This is a genomic window from Amycolatopsis sp. VS8301801F10 (assembly GCF_046195355.1).
GTDB lineage: Bacteria > Actinomycetota > Actinomycetes > Mycobacteriales > Pseudonocardiaceae > Amycolatopsis.
The window spans coordinates 7,350,872-7,370,772 of sequence record NZ_CP176065.1 but is presented as its reverse complement, the minus strand read 5'-3'; the positions used below and the strand labels follow the sequence as shown (position 1 = coordinate 7,370,772).

General features: G+C 69.9%; 18 protein-coding genes. 4 read left to right on the top strand and 14 right to left on the bottom strand.

The genetic code is table 11. The annotated features are described in order from the left end of the window. Positions 1 to 32 precede the first annotated feature (32 nt). Positions 33 to 926: an NAD(P)H-binding protein gene (locus tag F9C11_RS33780; protein WP_409181412.1), complete on the bottom strand. Its 894-nt coding sequence runs from the start codon at positions 924 to 926 to the stop codon at positions 33 to 35. 80 nt (positions 927 to 1,006) lie between these two features. Between F9C11_RS33780 and F9C11_RS33775 the strand changes: the two genes are divergently transcribed. Next, on the top strand, positions 1,007 to 1,663 hold the full coding sequence (locus F9C11_RS33775; RefSeq protein WP_409181411.1) for a TetR/AcrR family transcriptional regulator: 657 nt from the start codon (positions 1,007 to 1,009) through the stop codon (positions 1,661 to 1,663). Between the two features lie 138 nt (positions 1,664 to 1,801). Here the strand turns inward: F9C11_RS33775 and F9C11_RS33770 are convergent, their stop codons facing one another. The 3 genes from F9C11_RS33770 to F9C11_RS33760 all read right to left on the bottom strand — a co-directional run bounded on the left by F9C11_RS33770 (position 1,802) and on the right by F9C11_RS33760 (position 4,849). Beyond that, positions 1,802 to 2,974, bottom strand: coding sequence for a glycoside hydrolase family 64 protein (locus F9C11_RS33770; protein ID WP_409187029.1), 1,173 nt, complete (start codon positions 2,972 to 2,974; stop codon positions 1,802 to 1,804). Between the two features lie 188 nt (positions 2,975 to 3,162). Continuing rightward, positions 3,163 to 3,681 carry a lytic polysaccharide monooxygenase auxiliary activity family 9 protein gene (locus F9C11_RS33765; RefSeq protein ID WP_409181410.1) on the bottom strand — a complete coding sequence of 173 codons (519 nt, stop codon included), beginning with the start codon at positions 3,679 to 3,681 and terminating at the stop codon, positions 3,163 to 3,165. A 598-nt stretch (positions 3,682 to 4,279) separates the two neighbouring features. Then, positions 4,280 to 4,849: a CGNR zinc finger domain-containing protein gene (locus tag F9C11_RS33760; RefSeq protein WP_409181409.1), complete on the bottom strand. Its 570-nt coding sequence runs from the start codon at positions 4,847 to 4,849 to the stop codon at positions 4,280 to 4,282. Positions 4,850 to 5,136: 287 nt separating this feature from the next. Between F9C11_RS33760 and F9C11_RS33755 the strand changes: the two genes are divergently transcribed. After that, positions 5,137 to 5,562 carry an Ohr family peroxiredoxin gene (locus tag F9C11_RS33755; protein ID WP_409181408.1) on the top strand — a complete coding sequence of 142 codons (426 nt, stop codon included), beginning with the start codon at positions 5,137 to 5,139 and terminating at the stop codon, positions 5,560 to 5,562. Positions 5,563 to 5,659: 97 nt separating this feature from the next. On the opposite strand, the gene F9C11_RS33750 is transcribed toward F9C11_RS33755, so the two are convergent. Beyond that, positions 5,660 to 6,592, bottom strand: a complete 933-nt coding sequence (locus F9C11_RS33750) for a LysR family transcriptional regulator (protein WP_409181407.1) — start codon at positions 6,590 to 6,592, stop codon at positions 5,660 to 5,662. 84 nt (positions 6,593 to 6,676) lie between these two features. Between F9C11_RS33750 and F9C11_RS33745 the strand changes: the two genes are divergently transcribed. Together F9C11_RS33745 and F9C11_RS33740 are read left to right on the top strand one after the other, a co-directional pair. Next, the gene (locus tag F9C11_RS33745) at positions 6,677 to 7,891 is read left to right on the top strand and encodes an MFS transporter (RefSeq protein WP_409181406.1); all 1,215 of its coding nucleotides are present in this window, start codon (positions 6,677 to 6,679) and stop codon (positions 7,889 to 7,891) included. Continuing rightward, complete coding sequence (locus tag F9C11_RS33740; RefSeq protein ID WP_409181405.1) at positions 7,891 to 8,313, top strand: PPOX class F420-dependent oxidoreductase; 423 nt, start codon at positions 7,891 to 7,893, stop codon at positions 8,311 to 8,313. The genes F9C11_RS33745 and F9C11_RS33740 overlap by 1 nt, the downstream gene beginning before the upstream one ends. A gap of 3 nt (positions 8,314 to 8,316) precedes the next feature. On the opposite strand, the gene F9C11_RS33735 is transcribed toward F9C11_RS33740, so the two are convergent. The 9 genes from F9C11_RS33735 to hpnC all read right to left on the bottom strand — a co-directional run bounded on the left by F9C11_RS33735 (position 8,317) and on the right by hpnC (position 19,863). Further along, positions 8,317 to 10,098 carry a hypothetical protein gene (locus F9C11_RS33735; RefSeq protein WP_409181404.1) on the bottom strand — a complete coding sequence of 594 codons (1,782 nt, stop codon included), beginning with the start codon at positions 10,096 to 10,098 and terminating at the stop codon, positions 8,317 to 8,319. A 13-nt stretch (positions 10,099 to 10,111) separates the two neighbouring features. Then, positions 10,112 to 11,137 carry a phenylalanine--tRNA ligase subunit alpha gene (locus tag F9C11_RS33730; protein WP_409181403.1) on the bottom strand — a complete coding sequence of 342 codons (1,026 nt, stop codon included), beginning with the start codon at positions 11,135 to 11,137 and terminating at the stop codon, positions 10,112 to 10,114. 256 nt (positions 11,138 to 11,393) lie between these two features. After that, positions 11,394 to 12,395, bottom strand: a complete 1,002-nt coding sequence (gene hpnH / locus F9C11_RS33725) for an adenosyl-hopene transferase HpnH (protein WP_009076658.1) — start codon at positions 12,393 to 12,395, stop codon at positions 11,394 to 11,396. A gap of 3 nt (positions 12,396 to 12,398) precedes the next feature. Continuing rightward, positions 12,399 to 13,868, bottom strand: coding sequence for a 4-hydroxy-3-methylbut-2-enyl diphosphate reductase (gene ispH / locus F9C11_RS33720; protein WP_409181402.1), 1,470 nt, complete (start codon positions 13,866 to 13,868; stop codon positions 12,399 to 12,401). After that, complete coding sequence (gene shc / locus F9C11_RS33715; protein ID WP_409181401.1) at positions 13,865 to 15,769, bottom strand: squalene--hopene cyclase; 1,905 nt, start codon at positions 15,767 to 15,769, stop codon at positions 13,865 to 13,867. The genes ispH and shc overlap by 4 nt, the downstream gene beginning before the upstream one ends. Then, positions 15,769 to 16,800 carry a polyprenyl synthetase family protein gene (locus F9C11_RS33710; protein WP_409181400.1) on the bottom strand — a complete coding sequence of 344 codons (1,032 nt, stop codon included), beginning with the start codon at positions 16,798 to 16,800 and terminating at the stop codon, positions 15,769 to 15,771. Before F9C11_RS33710 ends, shc begins: the two co-directional genes overlap by 1 nt. Then, positions 16,797 to 18,134, bottom strand: a complete 1,338-nt coding sequence (gene hpnE, locus F9C11_RS33705; RefSeq protein WP_409181399.1) for a hydroxysqualene dehydroxylase HpnE — start codon at positions 18,132 to 18,134, stop codon at positions 16,797 to 16,799. Before hpnE ends, F9C11_RS33710 begins: the two co-directional genes overlap by 4 nt. Further along, on the bottom strand, positions 18,131 to 19,000 hold the full coding sequence (hpnD, locus tag F9C11_RS33700) for a presqualene diphosphate synthase HpnD (protein ID WP_409181398.1): 870 nt from the start codon (positions 18,998 to 19,000) through the stop codon (positions 18,131 to 18,133). Before hpnD ends, hpnE begins: the two co-directional genes overlap by 4 nt. Beyond that, on the bottom strand, positions 18,997 to 19,863 hold the full coding sequence (gene hpnC, locus F9C11_RS33695; protein ID WP_409181397.1) for a squalene synthase HpnC: 867 nt from the start codon (positions 19,861 to 19,863) through the stop codon (positions 18,997 to 18,999). The genes hpnD and hpnC overlap by 4 nt, the downstream gene beginning before the upstream one ends. Positions 19,864 to 19,901: the final 38 nt, after the last annotated feature.

Genomic DNA, 19,901 nt, shown 5'->3' with positions numbered 1-19,901 from the left:
CCGAAGCGGCAGGCATCGGCGCTCCAACCGGATCAGGCCTTGTCCACCGCGGGCTTCAGGACCTCTTCGCACCACTGCCGGAAGGTCGTCGGAGTTTCCTTGGCGTGCTGCGGAGTGCGGACGACACCCTCGTCCAGATGGTTCAGCTTCGCGGTCGCCATGTCCATCATGGACTGTGCCATCGCCTCCGAATATCCGCGGGCGAGGACCTGCGCGCCCAGCGCGGAGACCGGGATCTGCTGGTACTTAACAGAAATCCCCAGCGTGTCGCTGATGATGGACGCCTGCTCGTTCGGTGACAGGTCTTCCGGGCCGAGCACGGGGACGTCCTCCCGTCCGGTCCACAAAGGATCGAGCAGCAGCCGGGACGCGACGGCGGCGATGTCTCGCGTGCAGACGAGCGGGGCGGCGTAGTCGGGCGGCAGGACGTCGTAGAACGTGCCTTGTTCTTTGAGCGCACCGGTTTGGCGCAGCAGATTGTCCATAAAGGTCGGATTCGCGAGTGCACGGAAGGCGACTCCGGTGTCGGCGATGAGGTCGTCCATCGCCAGCGTCGCGGTGACGTGTCCGGCTCGTTCGGCGGAGGCGGTGCCGCGGCCCAGTGCGCTGACCGACACCACTCGGCGCACGCCGTGGGTTCGGATGGCTTCGACGGCGGGGCGGGCGAAGCCGGAGTAGGCCTCCTCGGCGCTCGCGGCTCGCGGGTCGGGCGGGACGAGCCAGAAGACGGTGTCCGCGCCGGCGAAGGCTCGGGCGAGTACTTCGGGGTCGCGGTGCGAACCGGGGTGGATCTCGACGCGTTCGCGCAGGTCAGCGGGGATTTTCGCGGGATCGCGGACGATCGCGCGGACGGGGCGGGAACCGTCGGCGACCTCGGCGAGCACTCGGCTGCCGATGTTTCCGGTGGGGGCGGTGACGACGATCATGCGGGCTCTCCTGGAGACTGTCGAAGAGGTGGAGAAGGAAGTAAACTCCACCGTACCGTTTACTTTTGGCGGAGGCAAGGATGGCGCGTGAAGGCGGTTCGCAGCTGCGGGGTGCGGAGTTGCGCAAGCACATCCTGCTGGCGGCGAAGAACGTGTTCCTCGAGACCGGGTTCGAGCGCGCGTCGATGGACGCCGTCGCGGCCAGCGCGGGGACGTCCAAGCGGTCGCTGTACGCGCACTTCGAGAGCAAGGACAAGCTGTTCCTCGCGGTGCTCGACCTGGTCCGCGAGCTGTATCTCGGCAAGCTGAGGACGCCGGACGCGTACGCGGGCGAGCCGATCGAGGCGGTCGCGCTGTTTTGCGGGCGGTTCCAGCAGCTGCTGACGTGGGAACCGCAGGCGCGGACGTGCCGGCTCTGCATTTCGGCTGCGGAGCGGTTGCCGGACAGCGCGAAGGCGTATTACGACGCGATGTTCGACGTGATGTACGCGCGGCTCGCCGGGTATCTGGCTGCGCAGTACAAAATGGACACTACAGAGGCGGCGGCGCTCGCCGAGGATCTCGTCGGGCGGACGGTGCTGCCGCGGGTGTTCCGGGTGCTGCTGAAGGCGGAGCCGGCGATCGAGGAAATGCCCGGGGTCGAGGCGACGGTGGAAAACGTCGAGCTGGAACCGATCCGGCAGATCGTCTCGGCGGCGCTGGGGCAGCGGGCAGGAAAATCGTCGGCGTCGACGTGATCCGCGGTGACGTCGGCCACGGGGCGGCGACGAAAGCGCTCGCCACGCGTGGTGAGACAGCGGCGAAGAACGAGCGGGAAGGCGATCTCACCGGAGGACGGTGCCGCGGTCCGAAAAGGACCGCGGCACGTCTTTGGTTCAGCGCAAGGCGTTTACCGTGATGGTGAGCGTGTCCGGGTCGCCTGCCTGGACGGCGCCGCTGAAATCGGGGCCGGGCGAAACGTCGTCGTAGGGGAAGGCGTAACCGCGGTTGTCCGGCAGTTTGCTGTGCACGATCCGCGCGTAGTGGTTGGTTTCCGGGTTTTGGTAGAACTTCGCCGGGTCCTCGTCGGTCGGCTGTTTCGGGTTGTCGCGCAAGGTGGTGCGGTTCAAGGCCGCCGCCAGCCGGGGGACGATCGCTTTGCGGGCGTCGCTGTCGCCTTGTTTGATGGCGAACGGGCCGCTGTCGCAGCTCCACACGTCCGGCGTGGCGGGCTTTTCGAAGCGTTCGCCGTTGGTGAAGGCAAGCACGCCGTCCGCGCCGACCTGGCCGGTGAACGCGCCGAGTCCGGGCACCTGGGTGTCGACGGTGAGCGTCTCGCTGCGGTATTTCTGCCACACCTCGTCGATATAGCCGTCGAGGTATCCGCCGAATTGGTCGGCGCGGTAATGCGCGGACAGCGCGCGCAACGGTTTGCCGTCGCCGCCGGTTTCGATCAGCGTGCTCCATTTGCCGCCCTGGGCGTTGAGTGCGTCGCAGATCGGGTCGAGCGAGCGGGCGGGCAGGCCGGGTACGGTCTGGTCGCCGGAACCGGTCGTGGTGAGGTGCAGGCCGAGCGGGATCGCGACGAAATCGACGTAGCTGATGTTGGCGAACAGCACGTCGTTGTTGAAGGTGAATTCGCAGAACGACCAGTTCCGGGCGTAATTCGGGTCGTCGGCGGCCAGGAAGCTCGGATGCACGAGCGCCGGGCCCTTGTTGACGAAAAAGTCCAGCTTGCTGTCGAGGGCCACATAAATCCGGGCCGCGTACATTTTCGGCACAGTGACCTGGGAAAGCGACTTCAGCGGGATCGCGCAGTCCTCGGCGAGCGGGGTGTGGTCGCTGTCCGGGGACGGCGGATAGTACGGCGTGCCATCGGATTTCAGGACGACGAGCCGGTTGTCGAGCGTCGTGCCGGTGATGTACGCGTAGGTCTGGCCGGCGCCGGACTGGTCGTCGAAAGCGACCTTCGCGGTGTCGGGGGTGGCAGCGGAGGCGAACGCCGAGTTCCAGAGTGGAAATGTCGCGGCCGCCGCGGATGCGCCGAGGAATGCCCGCCGGGAAATCAAGGAAAACCGCCTCCTGGAGTCGTGCCATTTTCCGGTGACCGGCACGCTAGTCACGGCCGGGAAAGCGGGTCAACGAGTCCGCGGGAAATTGGCTGGTTTTGTCATTTCCGGAGCCGGGCCCGGACGCGCGCTGAGGCACGGGCCGCCGCCACGGCCCGTGCCTCAGTGTCCGATGTGGACTTTCCGGGTCAGCTCGCCTGCAGGTCGATGCAGGCGTAGAAGGCGTTCGCGGTGTCCGCGATGTTCCAGACGGCGAGCACCGTCTGCCTTCCGGTGTGCCCCTTGAGGTTCACGTTGTGGGTGACCGTCGCCGGGGGCTGCTGGCCGCCGCCGTCCACGGTGGCGATCTTGTCGTTGCCGATCCAGTACTCGTAATTCGACGTGCGGTGCCGGGCGGTGAACTTCCAGGTGAAGGCCACCGTGGAGCCGACCGGCGTCGCCTTCCAGCCCTTGTTGTTGTCGTTCAGCTCGGCGAACTGCGCGTTGCCGCCGCTGCAGCTGTGCAGCCCCTTCGGCCCTTCGACGCTCTGCGGCTCCCACTTGATCTGGCCGCAGGACACCACGCCCTGCGCGCATTGGGCCTGCCGGCTCGCCGGCGCGTTGACATACCCGTGCGCGCTGGCGGTGCCTGCCGGGCTGATCAGCACGAGCACCGGCGCGATCGCCGTGCCGACCGCGGCGGCGACGAGTTTCCGGTTCGCTTTCATGGGCAGCTCCTTCGGGGAATGCTCGTTTCCCCGTGCGGGTACGACAAAACGACGCACCGGCTTTCCGGGAGCCGGCCCGCACGGGGTGGGAGCGAAGGGGGTGGGCTTCTTGGTCTAGACCATACGCCCGAGGTTCGGGAAAGGTCAACAGCTGGCAAAGAAAGGCGGGGGAGGGGTTATCCGTCAACGTTGTCACCCCGGACCACTGTCTCTTGTGGTGCGTGCGGCACGGGTTTCCGCGGATTGCGCCGGACGGGTGGCGAAGCGCGGATCATGGCCACCCAGCGTGATTTCGTCCGGTCCGGACTGTCTATAGTGGACAGTGGGAAGCTGCGCGGGCGCACGGAAAGCGGCGGGCCGGGGAAGTCCGGGGCAGCGATTCTGCCCGGGTTTCGAAATCCCCGACTTCCGGGGGGTTGAACGGATTCGATCCGGAATGCTCAACTGGTTGGTTGGCGTTCTCGCGGGCTTGGGGCAGGTTTGCCTTTGCCAGCCGCGGAATTTCGCACGGCCAGGGGACGGTCAGGGGCACCCTGGGACGGGGTACGGGATGCCTGGCGGCGCGACTCTGGCGGAGAACCAGGGAGCCGTGGAACGTTCAGGACTGTCGCGACGGGGTCAGCGGCGGGTTCCCTCGCCGCCGCGCCCGGTAAGCCGCCGCCTTCATCTTGTTCCCGCAGGTGGCCATCGCGCACCATTCGCGCCGCGACCCGCGCGAATGGTCCAGGTAGACCTGCGTGCATTCCGGCCGCCCGCATTCCTTCAGCAGATCCGCGTCCGGCCCGCCCAGGATCGTCACCGCGGCCCGGGCCACTGTCGACAGCGCCTGCGCTGCCGTCGCCCGGACCTGCAGTCCGGTCCGGGTCAGCTGGGGGACCGCGTCCGGCTGCGCGGCCGCTTCGTTGACCAGCGTCAGCGCCTCCGCGTCGTACTCGTCGCCGACCAGCCGGGCCGCGACCAGCGCGTAGATCGCCTCCCGGACCGCGATCGCCCCGGTCAGGTCCGCGGCCGTGCTCGCCGGGTCGGTGCCGGTGACCCCCGACTCGCGGAACCAGGCGTCCAGGCTGCGCGGCGACCCGAGCATCTCGGCCGGTTCGTCGTTGCGGCGGGCCCGCAGCGTGCCGACGAAGTCCAGCGCCGGGTTGCCGCAGGGGAAGGCGTGCTCCATGCGCACCAGTCTGACAGGTGACGAATCGCCGCGCAAGCACCTCTAACCGCTCTAGGGGGTTATGAGTAGCAGGTCACAGAAAAGCGTAACCGTCTTGACCGGTGACGAATTATCGTGCGAAGGTTCTCCCGTCGCCGAGACCGGAGGGCAGCGGCCCGGTCACCTGCCGGAAGGGCAAGTCCGATGGACCAGATCACGTGGGCGTTCCGGGAAGTTCTCGGCGCACTGGCGGCGCTTACCGGCACCGTCCTCAGCGGCTTCTGAAAATGTTCTGGAAAGGGAAAATCATGTCTGAAACCACTTACACCGCCGTCGTCACCACCACCGGCGAAGGCCGCAACGGGGGACGAGCGGTTTCCTCCGACGGTGCGCTCGACCTGAAATTCGCCATCCCGAAGGAACTGGGCGGCAACGGCGGCGCGACCAACCCGGAGCAGCTGCTCGCGGCCGGCTGGTCCTCGTGCTTCATGGGCGCGGTCCGGATCGCCGCGGCGCAGCGGAAGGTGAAGCTGGCCGACCTGGCGGTGGTCGCGGACGTGACGCTGCACCACGACGAGGCGAACTTCTGGCTCAGCGCCGCCCTGCATCTCGAGCTGACCGGCGTTGACCAGGAGACCGCCGACACGCTGGCCGCCGCCGCGCACCAGACCTGCCCGTATTCGAAGGCGCTGGGCGGAAGCATCGAGGTCACGGTGGACGCGACGGTGGCCTGACCGGGACGGTTGGTCGGGGGTGCGCACGGCATCCCCGACCCGGTGATGTCGCGGGCTCGCGGCCGCCGTTAAGAGCACCCGGCCGAAAGCTGCCGGCTCAGGTCCGTCCCGGCGGCGCCTGCCGGGCCAGCTCGCGCGCGACTTCGACCGCCACCTCGATGGTCCGCGCCGCGAGCGGGGACTCGGCGCCGCGGCCGGGCGGCCAGTGCAGGTAGATCGAGCGGGCCGGGGCGGGGTCGAGGTCGTGCACCCGCAGATCCGGCCATCCCTCCGGTCCGTGGATCGCACCGCAGTCGCGGCACACGACCTGGTGGATCGCCAGCCAGGGCAGCACCGCGAGCCCCATCCCGGCGCGCACCATCGACAGGATCGTCTCGCTGCCCGCGGACCGGAAGACGATCCGCGGCCGCGCGCCGGCGTCCGCGAGGGATTTCTCCAGTCTGGGCTGGTCGCACGTGGCCGGCCAGGCGACCATCGGCCTGCCGTCCAGTTTCCGGGCGGGCACCGGGCCCGCCGGCAGGTCGCCGGGCGGCGCGACGACCAGGTAGGGGTCCTCCAGCAGCAGGGCGTGTTCGGTTTCCTCGCCGAGCAGGCCGTCGTAGAACAGCAGGTCCAGCTCGCCGAGCCGGGGCTCGTCGGGTTCCGAGAGCCGGATCTCGCAGCGCGGGTGCTCCTCGCGGAGAAGGCGCAGCACCGTCGGCAGGATGGCGTGCGAGACGCTTTGCAGGGTGCCGACGTCGATCCGGCCTTCCCCGGCCTTGAAGCGGTCGACCGCCCGGCCCAGCGCTCCGGCTTTCGCCAGCACCTCCCGGCCGTGTTCGAGGACCACGGCGCCAAGGGGAGTGATCCGCACCGGCCGCGGACCGCCCGGCCGGTCGAACACCGCGCCGCCGAGGGACCGTTCCAAGGCCGCGATGTGCTGGCTCACGCTCGACTGCGTGTAGCCCAGCCGGGTCGCGGCGCGGGAGAACGTTCCCTCCTCGGCGATCGCGAGCATCGTCGTCAGCTGCCGCAGGTCCAGGTCCGCCATGACCTCAGTCTATTACGGTTCACGATGGATTCGATCGTGAACAATCGCTTTTCTTAATCTCCTGGCGCTCCTAGCGTCGTTGCCATGACAGTCGCAACGATCACCGCCGAGAGAACTTCCGCTCGCCGGCTCCCGTCGCTCGCGTGGGCGCTGGGCGCGTGCCACCTCGTCGCGCGAGGCGGTTCGTTCGTGCAGCCGATGCTGGTGCTGTATCTGACGCAGGACCAGCGGATGACCCCGGCGGCCGCGGGAGCCGTGGTGGCGGCGGTGGGCATCGGCGATTTCGGGTCGCAGCTGCTGGGAGGCTGGCTCGGGGACCGGGCCGGGCGGCGGAAGACGATGCTCCTCGGGTTCCTCGGGACGGCAATCGCCTTGGCTGCCTTGGGATCCGCCGAGGCGACGCCGGTCATCTGGGGCACGGCCGCCGGGTACGGCCTCGCGGCCGGGCTCTTCCGCCCGGCCGGATCCGCGGCGGTGGCGGACCTTCCGCCGGAGCAGCGGGTGCGGGCGTACAGCCTGCTTTATTGGGCGGCGAATCTCGGATATGCCGTCGCCGCAACGGTTTCCGGGGTGCTCGCGAGTCGCGGTTACGGGCTGCTGTTCTGGTTGAACGCAGTCGCGATGCTGGTCGCCGCCTTGATCGTGGTGGCGGCGGTGCCGGAGACGTGCTCCACTGCGAGCGGTCCGAAACGTGCGCTGCTGCCGGTGTTGCGGGCGGACCGGCTGATGCTCGCCATGACCGCGATTCACGTCGGCTGCTTCACGCTGCTCATGGAAGCGTTCGCCACCTTGCCGTTGCTGATGACCGCGCAACAGTTCAGCTCCGCCACCTATGGTGCGGTGCTCGCGCTCAATGGGCTCGCCATCGTTGTCCTGCAACCGTTGGCCGTCGGCGTGCTGGCGAATCGCGACCGGGGGACCGTGCTAGCCATCTCGATGGTGCTGGTCGGCCTCGGCGGTGGATGGGCGGCTTTGACGCACAGCATTGCTGGCTATGCCGTCGCGATTCTCATTGTCAGCCTTGGGCAGATCGGGCTCGCGGTCCAATTCGGAGCGACCTTCGCCGCTCTTGCGCCGCCGGACCTGCGCAGCGGGTACCTGGGCGTCGCGTCGAGTGCGTGGAGCCTCGGCGCGGTCCTTGGCCCGATCATCGGCACGGCGTTGCTGCAGCAAGCCGGTCGGACTTGCCTGGGCGTCGTTGCTTTCGCCGCTGGGCTCCTGCTTTTCCTGGCACAGCAAGCCGTTGCTGGACGCCTCCGCGTCCGAAGTGGTCAGTCAACCGAGAAGGGAACACACTGATGTCAACCATGACCGACAGCGAATGGCGCACCTTCCTCTCCGAAGGAACGAGGCTGGCGCATTTAGCTCTCACGCGCGCCGACGGACGTCCGCACGTCACCCCGATTTGTTTCGTGCTGGACGGGGACGAACTCGCCTTCGCTTTGTCGCCGGGGAGTGTCAAAGGGAAAAGCCTGGTGCGGGACGGACGCGTCGCGGTCTGCGTCAGCGACGAACAGCAGCCGTACAGCTTCGTGACTATCGAAGGCCAAGCCCGGATTTCCGCCGAGCCGGACCAGATCAGGCGGGTGGCGGCGGGGATCGCCGAACGCTACTACCCCGAGCAGTCCGCAGTGGACCTTGCCGAATCGTTCGTCCACGGTGGATTCACCGCGGTGCGGATCAGCATCGCGCACGTGATCGCCCACTCTGATCTCGGCTGAGTCTCACCGCAACCTCGCCCCCACCCGCTCGAGTGCAGCCAGCACTTCGGAGCGGGCGGTGGCGATTTCGCTCGCGGTCAGTGTTGCGGACTTCGGGCGGAGCGTGACCCGCAAGGTGAGCGACCGGTGGTCCGCCGGAATCCGCGAACCCCGGTACTCGCCGACGTAAGCCACCCGCTGCACCAAGGCATGGGCCCGGCTCGCGGAGTCGGCGACCAGAGACCAGGGCACCGTGTCGGCGGCGAGGACGGAGAGGTCGAAGTCCGACTCGGGCAGGTCGCCGACCGGGGTGTAGCGGTTCTCCCGGGACGGGTGTGCCCGCAGCGCGTCGAGATCCAGTTCGACGCAGGCGATCGCGCCCCGGTCGATCCCCGCCGCCCGGAGCACCGACGGCCGGACCAGCGCCAGCGTGCCTCCCGGGCGGATCGCCAGTCGCGCCGACTGGTCAGTCCAGGCCGGGCCGGGTGCACCGGACAGATCCAGCGCGGTGAGATGGCAGTACCGGCGGACCAGGTCGACCAGCCCCTTGGCCCGGCGGAACAGGGCGGCCCCGTCCGGTCCGGCGAGCAGGATCCCGGCGGACGTCCGTTCGGCGGCGGCGAAGACGGTGCCGACTTCGAAGATGCCGAACTCGTCGTAGTAGCGGAGGTTGGCGGCCGCGGCTTCGAGCAGGTTCGGGACCAGCGACGGGCGCAACCGGGCGCGGTCCGGGGCCGGCGGGTGGCTGATCGCCAGGTCGGCGTCGAGTCCGCAGGCGGTGAGCAGGTGGTCGGCGGACCAGGGGTAGGTCAGCACCTCGGTCGCCGCGCCGCGGGCGGCCAGCACCTCCCGGACTCGGCGGCTCAACGGGAGGCGGGGGCTCGGCGTGAGGGTCACGACGGGCCTCGGCGCGGGGAGCGCGTCGAAACCGTGGATCCGGGCCAGTTCCTCGACGATGTCCACGGGCAGCGAGAGATCGCCGGTGGAACGCCACGACGGAGCCGCCACCCGCAGCAGTTCCCCGGTGATCTCGGCGGTGCAGCCGAGGGCGCGGAGGATGCGCAGGATCTCGTCCGGAGGGAGCCGGACCCCGATCCGGCTTTCGAGTTCCGCCAGGCTCACCTCGATTTCGGCCCGCCGGGTGGCGGCGAGGACGAGATCCTCCTCGCCGAGTGCGACCGCGGACGGGTCGGCCTCGGTCAGGAGGTGGAGGAACAGGTCGGCGGCCTGGTCCGCGCGTTGGGTGTCCAAGCCTTTCTCCTGGCGTACCGACGCCTCGGTCCGGGTGCCGCGGCGGGCTCGGCTCGGGAGCAGAGCTGGTATCTCAAGCACGAGTGAGCCATCCGAAGTGCGGACGTCACTCGGTTGCCCGACGGCGAACATCACGTACGCGCTCAGGTCGGCGCACAGGTTCCGGCTTGGTGCGCCGATTCGCCGGAGCCGGTCGCGGACGAACGCCGGAGTCGGTACGGAACTGTCCACTGTGCACCGCAAGGCCAGGATCCTTCGGTGCCAAGCAGGGTCGGCCACGGTGAGGCCAGCAGTGCTCGGCGGCCGGACGACCTGGGGAAGGGGGGTCAGCGGGAGTCCATAGAGGACAGACAGCTCGCGGGCGATTCCATAGTGGCTCCACAGATCAGGACGATGGGTGAGCGATTTGTTGTCGATCTCGAAGACGACATCGCCCTCAACGAGGTCGTACCCCTCGACCTCGACGGTTTTCAAGGTCAGCTCGTGCGCCAACTGCTCCGGCGCACAGTCGGGCAGCGGCACGTAGTCGGCGAGCCAGTCCCGGGAAATCTTCACGGCAGCGGGCCTTTCAGGCGAATTGAGTGAGGAAGCGCAGGTCGGCGCTGTGCATCAGCCGGACGTCGTCGATGCCGTAGCGCATCATCGCCAGCCGGTCCAAGCCGACGTTCAGGTAGCAGCCGGACCAGCGTGCCGGGTCGAGCCCGGCCGCGCGCAGCACGTGCGGATGCGGGCTGCCGCCGGGCATCACCTCGAGCCAGCCGGTCCGTCCGCAGGTGCGGCAGCCGCGCCCCGAGCACACCCGGCAGGCCATGTCGATTTCGAAACCCGGCTCTACGAAAGGGAAGTATCCGGCGCGCATCCGCGTCCGCACCGGTTCGCCGAACACCGTGCCGAGGATGGTGTCGACGAGGAACCGGGCGGTGGCGAGCGGAACCGCGTCGTCGACCACGAGCACCTCGTACTGGAAGAACGCGCGCTCGTGCCGGGCGTCGGTGCTTTCGTTGCGGTAAACGCGGCCCGGGTAGGCGATCCGGACCGGCGGTGCGTGCGTGCTCAGGTGCCGGACGCTCGCGCCGGTCAGGTGCGGGCGCAGGCACCGGCCGTCGGCCAGCCAATAGGTGTCCATGCTTTCGCGCGCCGGATGGTCGGCGGGGAAGTTCAGCCGGTCGAATTCCCTCTCCGCGGAGCTGATTTCCGGACCCTCGACGACCGTGAAGTTGAGCGCGCGGAAGGCGTCGTCGAGGTCGTCTCTCAGCTGGGTCACCGGATGCAGCCCGGCGGTCGGCGGCGGAAGGCCGGGAATGGTGGGGTCGAGCGGGTGGTCCAGCGCGGTTTCGGCGACCGCCTTCGCGGCGAACGCGGCGGCAAGGCGTTGGTGTGCTTCGGAAAGCGCGAGGCCGAGCTGTTTGCGGGAGGCCGGGTCGTACTGGCCGAGGTCGCGGCGGACGGCGGCGAGCGGGCTGGATTTGCCGAGCACGGAACGGCGTGCGTCGGCGACGGCGGCCGGAGTGCGGGCCTGGGCGAGCTCGGCGAGGGCGGCGTCGGTCAGCGCGGTGATCCGGCGCAGCGTCGAGGCGGGGTCAAGGGGGTCCACGGGAAGGGTTTCCTCACTTCGGAGCGTGAAGTTCTGGACTTCACCCCCGGGCAGCGAGGGGAGACGCGGACGTCAGCGGGCGGAGCCCGACGCGCACGCGCAGCCCCCGGGCACTGCCCGGGGGCGGAGAAATCGCTGCGCACGCATGCGCCCATCATGGCACGCCCCGCTCGCGCTGAGCAAACCCTTTGCGTCGGTCGTGCGGGGAACTCCGAGAGAATCAGCGTCCCTCGGGGTTCCCCGCACGACCGGTGAGTCAGTGTCCGACGGCGGCCCGGACGGATTCCTTCAGCGAGCCGAGCGTCGCGATCACCGCGGTGGGTTCGTAGCCGCAGTGCGCCATGCAGTTCGAGCAGCGCGGGTCCTTGCCGCGGCCGAAGTTCTCCCATTCGGTGGTCTCGATGAGTTCCCGGTACGTTTTCGCGTAGCCGTCGTCGAGCAGATAGCACGGGCGCTGCCAGCCGAGCAGCGAATACGACGGAATGCCCCACGGCGTGCATTCCAGGTCGCGTTTGCCCTCGAGGAAATCGAGGAACACCGGCGAATGGTTGAGCCGCCAGCGTTTCCGGTTCCCGCCGCCGAAGGCCTTGGCGAACAGTTCCCGGGTCTGCTGCACGCCGAGCCAGTGGTCCTGGTCCGGGGCTTTCTCGTAGGCGTACCCGGGCGAGATCTGCATGTTGTCGACGCCGAGGTCGTTGAGGTAGTCGAGCACGTCGATGACGTCCTGCGGGGTGTCGCCGGTGAAGAACGTCGTGTTCGTCATGACGCGGAAGCCCTTTTCCTTGGCGAGCTTGATCGCGTCGACCGCCGCCTGGAAACCGCCCTCCTTGCGCACCGACGCGTCGTGCCGTTCTTCGAGGCCGTCGATGTGCACCATCCACGCGAAATTGCGGTGCGGCTTGAACTTGTGGATGTGCTTGGGCAGCAGCAGCGCGTTGGTGCACAGGAAAATGATCTTGTTGCGGGCGAGCAGCTGCCGGGTGATCTCGTCGATCTGCGGGTGCATCAGCGGTTCGCCGCCCGCGATCGACACCATCGGGGCGCCGCTCTCTTCGATCGCCCCGACGGCCTGTTCCACCGGCATCCGCTGTTTCAGCAGGGTGTGCGGCTGCGCGATCTTGCCGCAGCCGCCGCATTTGAGGTTGCACGCGAAGAGCGGTTCCAGCTCGACCAGGAGCGGGAACTTCTCCTTGCGCAGCAGCTTCTGCTTCATCAGGTAACCGCCCAGTCGAAGAGACTGGCGCAACGGCATGGCCATCGCTCAGAGCACCTCCCGAGGTAGGGTGAACGTCATTTCTTCCTCCGTCAGCGGGTTTTCCGCGACGCTGACCGGCCCCAGTCCGCGCAGGGCCTCGACCGTTTCGGCCACCAGATGCGGCGGCGCCGACGCGCCCGCGGTGAGCCCGATCCGCCCGGCCCCGGCGAGCCGGCGCAGGTCGACGTCGCCGCAGCCGTCCACCAGCACCGCCGGGGTCCCCTCGCGTTCGGAGACTTCCACCAGCCGCCGCGAGTTGGACGAATTCCCGGAACCCACGACCAGCACCAGGTCCACCTCGCGGGCGATCGCGCGCAAGGCTTGCTGCCGGTTGGTCGTGGCGTAGCAAATGTCGTCCTTGCGCGGCGCGGAAAGTCCCGGGAATCGTTCCCGCAGCACGGACGCGATCTCTTCGGCCTCGTCGAGCGCGAGGGTGGTCTGCATGGTGTAGGCGGTCCGCGAAGGGTCGCGCACGGTGACCGTCCGGGCGGCCTCGACATCTCTCACGACCACCACGTTGTCCGGCGCTTCCCCGACGGTTCCTTCGACTTCCTCGTGCTCGGCGTGCCCGATCAGGAACACCGTCTCGCCGCGCCCGGTGTAGCGGCGGACTTCGTTGTGCACCTTGGTGACCAACGGGCACGTCGCGTCCACAACGGACAGTCCGCGATCTGCGGCGGCCCGCCGGACGGCGGGAGAGACCCCGTGGGCGGCGAACACGAGCGTTTCGCCTTCCGGAACTTCCTCCACCTCGTCCACGAACACCGCACCGCGACCCTGCAACCGGTGCACGACATGAGTGTTGTGCACGATCTGCCGGCGCACGTACACCGGTGCACCATGCTTCTCCAGCGCCCGTTCGACGATCTCGATCGCCCGCTCCACTCCGGCGCAGAACGACCGCGGACTAGCTAACCGCACCGTACGCGGCCGCACCGCTTCGGCCCACGCGGCGAGCGCGGGCGCGGTCCGGCGCAGGCTCCGCAACCCGGCGAGTCCATTCGAGACAGTCGAAGGACGCAGCAGCGGTTCGCCGACCGTGTCCACAATGGCCCGGACCGCCGCGAACGGTTCACCGCTGGCAGCAAGCCACGCGGACTCCATGTCGACCGCAAGCGCGCCACTGGAAGCCAGCGAAGCCCGTTCCCGCTCTCGCACCACGTGCGAACTGCCGACCACCGGTCCTAGATGGACAGTGAGCCCCAGCCGCCGCAACGCACCCGCCAGCAATGGCGCGGACGGCACCGGAATTACGCCGGAAGGCCCGCGCACCTCGGTGGCTACGACGACGTCCCCCGGCCGTACGGAAGGAGTGAGCCCACCGCCGAGCCCCGCGACGATCCGCGGTCCGGACGGGAGCCGGGCCGCAGCGGCGGCGGCCCGGCGAGGCCCGAGTCCGGTGTGGACCGTCCGCGGACCGGGACCGCGCAGCGCGGCCTGCTCAATCCGCAGCGGGGTGCAGACGATCGGCGTCATGACCCGCCCCGTACGTACCGGCCGAGTGCGGACAGCGGAAACACCACGCGGTACAGGTGATACGAAAGGTAGAAGTCGCCCGGGAACCCGGTGCCGGTGTGCTTGTCCTCGTCCCATCCGCCGTCCGGCCGCTGGCGTTCGCACAGCCATTCGACGCCGCGGGAGACCACAGTGGACTCGCGCTCCCCGGCAGCCAGCAGCGCCAGCAACGCCCACGCGGTCTGCGACGGCGTCGAATCGCCGCGCCCGGCCCACGCCCGGTCGTCGTAGGACCGCAGGTCCTCGCCCCAGCCGCCGTCGTCGTTCTGGTGCTCGGCCAGCCACTCCACCGCGCGCCGGATTCGCGGGTCGGTCCCGGGGATCCCGGCCGCGACCAGCGCGGGCACCACCGCACCCGTGCCGTACACGTAGTTCGCGCCCCAGCGGCCGAACCACGAACCGTCCTCTTCCTGGTTGTCCAGCAGCCACCGCACCCCGCGACGGCAGGCGCGCGTGTCCGTTTTCCCTTCCGCGGCCAGCATTTCGACCACGTGCGCGGTCACGTCCGCCGACGGCGGATCGATCACCGCGCCGAAATCGCAGAACGGCAGCCGCGTGGTCAGCACCTGCGTGTTGTCCGCGTCGAACGCGCCCCATCCGCCGTCGCTGGACTGCATTCCCTCCAGCCACGCGACGCTCCGGTCGACCGCCTCGCGGATCCGCAGGTGGTCCGGTTTGCCCATCCGCCGCAGCGCGAGCACCACCTCGGCGGTGTCGTCGGTGTCCGGATACCCGTCGTTGGCGAATTCGAAGGCGAACCCGCCCGGCTCCAGCGAAGGCCGCCGCACCGCCCAGTCGCCGGGCACCCGGATTTCCTCGCCCAGCATCCACTCCGCGGCGCGGACCAGGGTTTCGTCGCCGGGGGAGACGCCCGCGTCGAGCAGCGCGGTCATCGCCAAGGCGGTGTCCCACACCGGCGACTGGCAGGCTTCGAGCCGCCGCACCCAGCCCTGCTCGGTCTTCTCCCGGATGGTGAAGCCGTCCAGCCCGGCGATCCCTGCCTTGAGCGCGGGATGGTCGAGCGGATAGCCGAGCAGGTGCAGCGCGAGGATCGAGTACACCCACGGCGGCTGGATCCCGCCCCACGAACCGTCGGCTTCCTGCCGCGCGAGAATCCACTCCGCCGCCTGCTTCATCGCCAGCTTCCGCACCGGGTTGAACGGCAGTTTCGCGTACGCGTGCAACGCGGTGTCGAGGTTCTGGAACACGCCGTCCCACGTCCACGGCGCGCGGGTCTTCGGCGGGCGTTTGCCGGTGCGCAGTTCGTCGACCTCGAAGGGCAGCTTCCGCACCGGGCGCAGCGTGCCGACGATGGTCAGCGGCACGATCGTCTGCCGCGCCCAGCAGGCGAAATCGTAGACGTTGAGCGGGAACCACGACGGCAGGAAGATCAGCTCCGGCGGCAGGCTCGGCAGGTCGTCCCACGACCACTGGCCCACCATCGCGAGCCAGATCCGGGTGAACACCCGCGTCGCCTCGATCCCGCCGTGCTCGCGGATCCATTCCGCGGCGGCGGCCAGCCACGGCGCGTCCGCCGGATCGCCGGCCAGCCGGAGCGCCACCCACGCCTCGACCGTGGTGGACAGGTCGGCCGGGCCGTCCGGGAAGTTCGCCCAGGTGCCGTCCGCGCGCTGCTGCGAGCGGATCCAGCGGGCGGACTCCTCGGCGATCTGCGGCGTCAGGATGCCGAGGAAATGCCGCAGCAGCAGGTCTTCGGCGTCCATCGTGACGTTGGTGGCGAGTTCGCCCTTCCACCATCCGGCGCGGTCCTGTTCGCGGCGCAGGAATTCGACGGCCGCCGCGACGGTGTCGGCGGCGGTGCGGGCGACGGGCGCGGAGGCGCGGGGGACGGTCTGGGTCATCACGCTTCCCTTCCGGCGATGAAACGGGCGATCGAAACGAGGTCGGAGCGCGGGCCGGACGGGACGACGGCCAGCGCTTGCTCGGCGGCGGCGACGTGCCGCGCCGCTTCCGCAGTGGCCCATTCGCGGCCGCCCGCGTCGTCCACCAGCGCCGCGATCCGGGCCAGGTCGGTGTCGTCGTCCCCGGCGAGCCATTCGGCCAGCCGGCGGCCCGCCGCGCCGCCTTGCGTGGTCGCGTAGGTGATCGGCAGCGACTTCTTGCGCGCCCGCAGATCGGAGTACACCGACTTCCCGGTGACCGCCGGGTCGCCCCAGATGCCGAGCACGTCGTCGACGAGCTGGAACGCCAGGCCGATCTCCTCGCCGAACACCGCCAGCGCGTCGACGACCTCGGCGGGCGCGCCGGCCAGCACCGCCCCGATCGCGGCGCTGGCGGACAGCAGCGCGCCGGTTTTCCCGGCGGCCATCGTCACGCATTCGGCGAGCGTGACGTTGTCCCGCTGTTCGAACGAGACGTCCAGGAACTGGCCGTGGATCAGGCGGCGCGTGGTCTCGGTGAGCAGCCGGCCGGCGGCGACCGCGTGCGGGGAACCGCTGTCCAGCACCACTTCCTGGGCGAGCGCGAGCATCGCGTCCCCGGTCAGGATCGCGCTCGCCGACCCCCACAGCGCCCACACCGTGGGCCGGTGCCTGCGTTCGGTGTCGCCGTCCATCAGATCGTCGTGCACGAGCGAGAAGTTGTGCACCAGTTCCACCGCGACCGCGCCGGGCACGCCGGCCTCCACCGGCGCGCCCGCGGCCTGCGCGGACACCACGGCGAGCGCCGAACGCACGGCCTTGCCCCCGTTGCCTCGCACCGGCACGCCGTTCGGGTCGGTCCAGCCGAGGTGGTAGGCGCTGATCGCGCGGCTGGTGTCGTCCAGCCGGTCGACGGCGGCGCGCAACGCTGGCTGCACGACGTCCCGGGCGCTGCCGAGCACCGGCGGCGCCGCCGCACGCGTTTTTTCGGCAGGAAACAGATTGGCGGTCATGCTCCGACTCCCTCCCTCTTACCGTTGTGCTGAAGAAGGGCAGCGGCCGCGGTCGCGCCACTGCGCGCGGCCCCCTCCATGGTCGCGGGCCATCCGGTCGCGGTCCACGCGCCCGCCAGGTACAGCCCGGGCAACGCGGTGCGCGCGGGCGGGCGAAGCGAGGCGGTGCCGGGACCGGGCCGGAATGTCGCGTGCCGCTCGCGGGTGACGAAAAAGTCGAGCACCTGCGCGCCCCGCGCCTCGGGCAGCAGCGCCAGCAGCTCGGGCAGCAACTGCTCGCGGAGTTTGGCCGTGGGCAGGTCGATCTGCGCGTCCGCGGCGGACAGCGACATCGCGAGATACTGCCCGGAGTCCAAACCGGACTGTCGCGTTCGGTCGAACACCCACTGCACCGGCGTGCGCACGCCCGCGACGAACGGTTCGCCGAGGACTTTCCGGTCGAGCACCACGTGCACGTTCACGATCGGGGAGCTGCCGAGCCCGCCCGACCAGCCCGGCGGCAGCCCGATCGCCCCGGCAGGCGCGAGCTGTTCGGTCACCGGCGGCGGAGTGGCGAGCACGACCTGGCTGAACTCCTCCTCGCCGCGATCCGTGACGACCCGCCAGCCCTCGCTGATCGCGCGCACCTTCGTGCTCACCCGGACGTCCGCTCCGGCCTCGATCAGCCGCTCGTGCGCGGGGTCGCCGTGCAGTTCCCGCAACGGCACCAGCGACCACCCGATGTCGGCGGCGGCCGGATCGGTGAGCAGGCCCTCTTGGAACACTGTCGCGGCGAGGCTGAGCGACGCGTCGTCGGCGGTCGCGTTCAGCGTGGCCACCCCGACCAAATCCCACAGCGCTTCGATCGCCGCCGCGCTCTGCCCGTGCCGCCGCAGCCATTCCCCGAACGACTGACGATCCGTGCGGTCCGCCTTCGGGTCCACCCGGCGCAACGCGAGCGCGGCGAGCGCGAACCGGGCCCGGTCGAGCGGGCGCAGCGGGTCGTAGCGCAGCAGCGAGGTGGCCAGGTGCAGCGGCGCGGGCAGATCGTCGCGCCGCAGCCACGTCGGCGCGGCCGCGCCCGGCAGCCGGATCGGGATTTCCAGGCGCGGCTGCAGCACCACCCGGTCCGCGACGCCGAGCCGGTCGAGCAGCGCGCGATAAGCGGTGCAGCAGCGGAGGAACACGTGCTGTCCATTGTCGACATGCAGCTCGCCGCGGGTGAACGAATGCGTGAGCCCGCCCAGATGCGGCCGCGCCTCGAACAGCGTGACCGGACGGCCGGCGTCGGCGCAGGCGAGCGCGGCGGCGATGCCCGCGAGCCCGCCGCCGACCACCGCGACCGGGGCGGTCATCGGCCGATCCCGGTCAGCGCCCGGAACGCCACCACCGCCTTTTCCCGGCCGGACAACGAAAGCCGCCGGTCGAACACGCGCGCCGGCTGTTCGTCGATCCGGTCCAGCAGGGTGCGGTAGATGCCGGACATCGCGGTGCAGCACGCGGCGCTGCGCCCGTCCAAAGAGGGCACCAGGCGAAGCCCGCGGGAATACCAGTCGCGGGCCCGCGCGGCGCTGTCGTGGATCAGCGCGGAGAGCCCGCCGTCGGGATCGGCCAGCCTGCCGTCCGGTCCGACGGACAGTTCGACGCCGAACCGGTCGAGGTCCTCTTTGGGCAGATACACGCGGCCGTTGAGCAGATCCTCGCGGATGTCGCGCAGGATATTGGTCTGCTGCAAGGCAATTCCCAATTCGTCGGCGTACACCGGCGCGTTCGGCTCCGGACGGCTGCCGAAGACGCCGAGGCACAGCCGCCCGACCGAACCCGCCACGCACCGGCAGTACTCGACCAGTTCCTCGAAGCGCACGTATTCGCGGCCGGTCACGTCCATTTCGACGCCGTCGAGCAGTTCCTCGAACGCGCCCAGCGGAATCGGGTACCGGCGCGCCGCGTCGGCGACCGCGACGTACACCGGATCGGTGGCCGCGGACAGATCGCCGAGCGATTTCCGCACCGCGGCGAGCCCCTGCAGCTTGGTCTCGGCGGACGCCTCGGTGTCGTCGCCGATGTCGTCGATGATCCGGGCCAGCGCGTACACCGCGCACAGCGCCGCGCGTTTGCCCGGCGGCAGCAATCGGATTCCGTAGTAGAAGTTGCGCGCCTGTTCCTTGGTGACCGCCGCGCAGTGCGCGTAGGCCTCGTCCACTGTGCCCAGTGCCGTCATCCGGACCGCCTCCTCGTGCCGACTTGCAGCCACCCCAGCCAACTCAGCAGTCCGGCCCGGCTCGGCCGGACCGGTGCGGACAGCACGTCGCCGCCGCTCGCGCGCAGCGCGTCGACCGTCGCGAGCCCGCCGGCGAGGAAGCCGCTGACCGCGAACCGCCCCCAGCCGGACAGGTGCCCGAGCAAATCCGCGCCGCCGCCCAGCAGGACGGCGGCGCGGTCGGTTTCCCACCGCATCAGCGCTTTCATCTCCGGCGACGCGTGCGCGGCGCCCAGCTCCTCCTCGGCCACGCCGAACTCGGCGAGATCCTCCTGCGGCAGGTACACCCGCCCGTTGCGGTAGTCCTCGCCGACGTCCTGCCAGTGCTCCACGAGCTGGAGCCCGGTGCAGATCCGGTCGGACAGCTGCTCGGCGACCGGATCGTGGACGCCGAGCAGGCCGAGCACGATGCGCCCGACCGGGTCGGCGGAAAGCCGGCAGTACGCCAGCAAGTCCGCGAAGACCGGATACCGGTGCACGCGCTGGTCCTGGATGTTGGCCTGCACGAGCCGCTGGAACGGTTCCTCGGTCAGCCGCCCGGCGCGGATCGCCGGGAGAAGTCCACGGACCGCGGGATCTTCCGGTTCGCCGTTGCCGAACGCCGCGGACAGCTGCGAAGAGAAAGCCTCGAGCCGCGCGACCCGGTCGCCCTCGGCCTCGTCGCCCAGATCGTCCACAGTGCGCGCGACGGAATAGACCGCGACGAGGTCGGCGCGCAGCTGTTCCGGCAGCACCCGCAGGGCCACCGGGAAGTTTTCCGCGCGCCGTTTCTCTCGCAGTCCGTTTGTGTCCGCAGTGTTACGGGCGGCCGGGGTCGCTCTCATCCCCGCCAGTGTCGCGCCCCCGGACGGGCGGCTTCTGC

Bases quoted from the DNA above. Each gene is read 5' to 3' on its own strand.
- F9C11_RS33780 (WP_409181412.1), bottom strand. From the start codon at position 926: ATGATCGTCGTCACCGCCCCCACCGGAAACATCGGCAGCCGAGTGCTC.
- F9C11_RS33775 (WP_409181411.1), top strand. From the start codon at position 1,007: ATGGCGCGTGAAGGCGGTTCGCAGCTGCGGGGTGCGGAGTTGCGCAAG.
- F9C11_RS33765 (WP_409181410.1), bottom strand. From the start codon at position 3,681: ATGAAAGCGAACCGGAAACTCGTCGCCGCCGCGGTCGGCACGGCGATC.
- F9C11_RS33760 (WP_409181409.1), bottom strand. From the start codon at position 4,849: ATGGAGCACGCCTTCCCCTGCGGCAACCCGGCGCTGGACTTCGTCGGC.
- F9C11_RS33755 (WP_409181408.1), top strand. From the start codon at position 5,137: ATGTCTGAAACCACTTACACCGCCGTCGTCACCACCACCGGCGAAGGC.
- F9C11_RS33750 (WP_409181407.1), bottom strand. From the start codon at position 6,592: ATGGCGGACCTGGACCTGCGGCAGCTGACGACGATGCTCGCGATCGCC.
- F9C11_RS33745 (WP_409181406.1), top strand. From the start codon at position 6,677: ATGACAGTCGCAACGATCACCGCCGAGAGAACTTCCGCTCGCCGGCTC.
- F9C11_RS33740 (WP_409181405.1), top strand. From the start codon at position 7,891: ATGTCAACCATGACCGACAGCGAATGGCGCACCTTCCTCTCCGAAGGA.
- hpnH (WP_009076658.1), bottom strand. From the start codon at position 12,395: ATGGCCATGCCGTTGCGCCAGTCTCTTCGACTGGGCGGTTACCTGATG.
- ispH (WP_409181402.1), bottom strand. From the start codon at position 13,868: ATGACGCCGATCGTCTGCACCCCGCTGCGGATTGAGCAGGCCGCGCTG.
- shc (WP_409181401.1), bottom strand. From the start codon at position 15,769: ATGACCCAGACCGTCCCCCGCGCCTCCGCGCCCGTCGCCCGCACCGCC.
- F9C11_RS33710 (WP_409181400.1), bottom strand. From the start codon at position 16,800: ATGACCGCCAATCTGTTTCCTGCCGAAAAAACGCGTGCGGCGGCGCCG.
- hpnE (WP_409181399.1), bottom strand. From the start codon at position 18,134: ATGACCGCCCCGGTCGCGGTGGTCGGCGGCGGGCTCGCGGGCATCGCC.
- hpnD (WP_409181398.1), bottom strand. From the start codon at position 19,000: ATGACGGCACTGGGCACAGTGGACGAGGCCTACGCGCACTGCGCGGCG.
- hpnC (WP_409181397.1), bottom strand. From the start codon at position 19,863: ATGAGAGCGACCCCGGCCGCCCGTAACACTGCGGACACAAACGGACTG.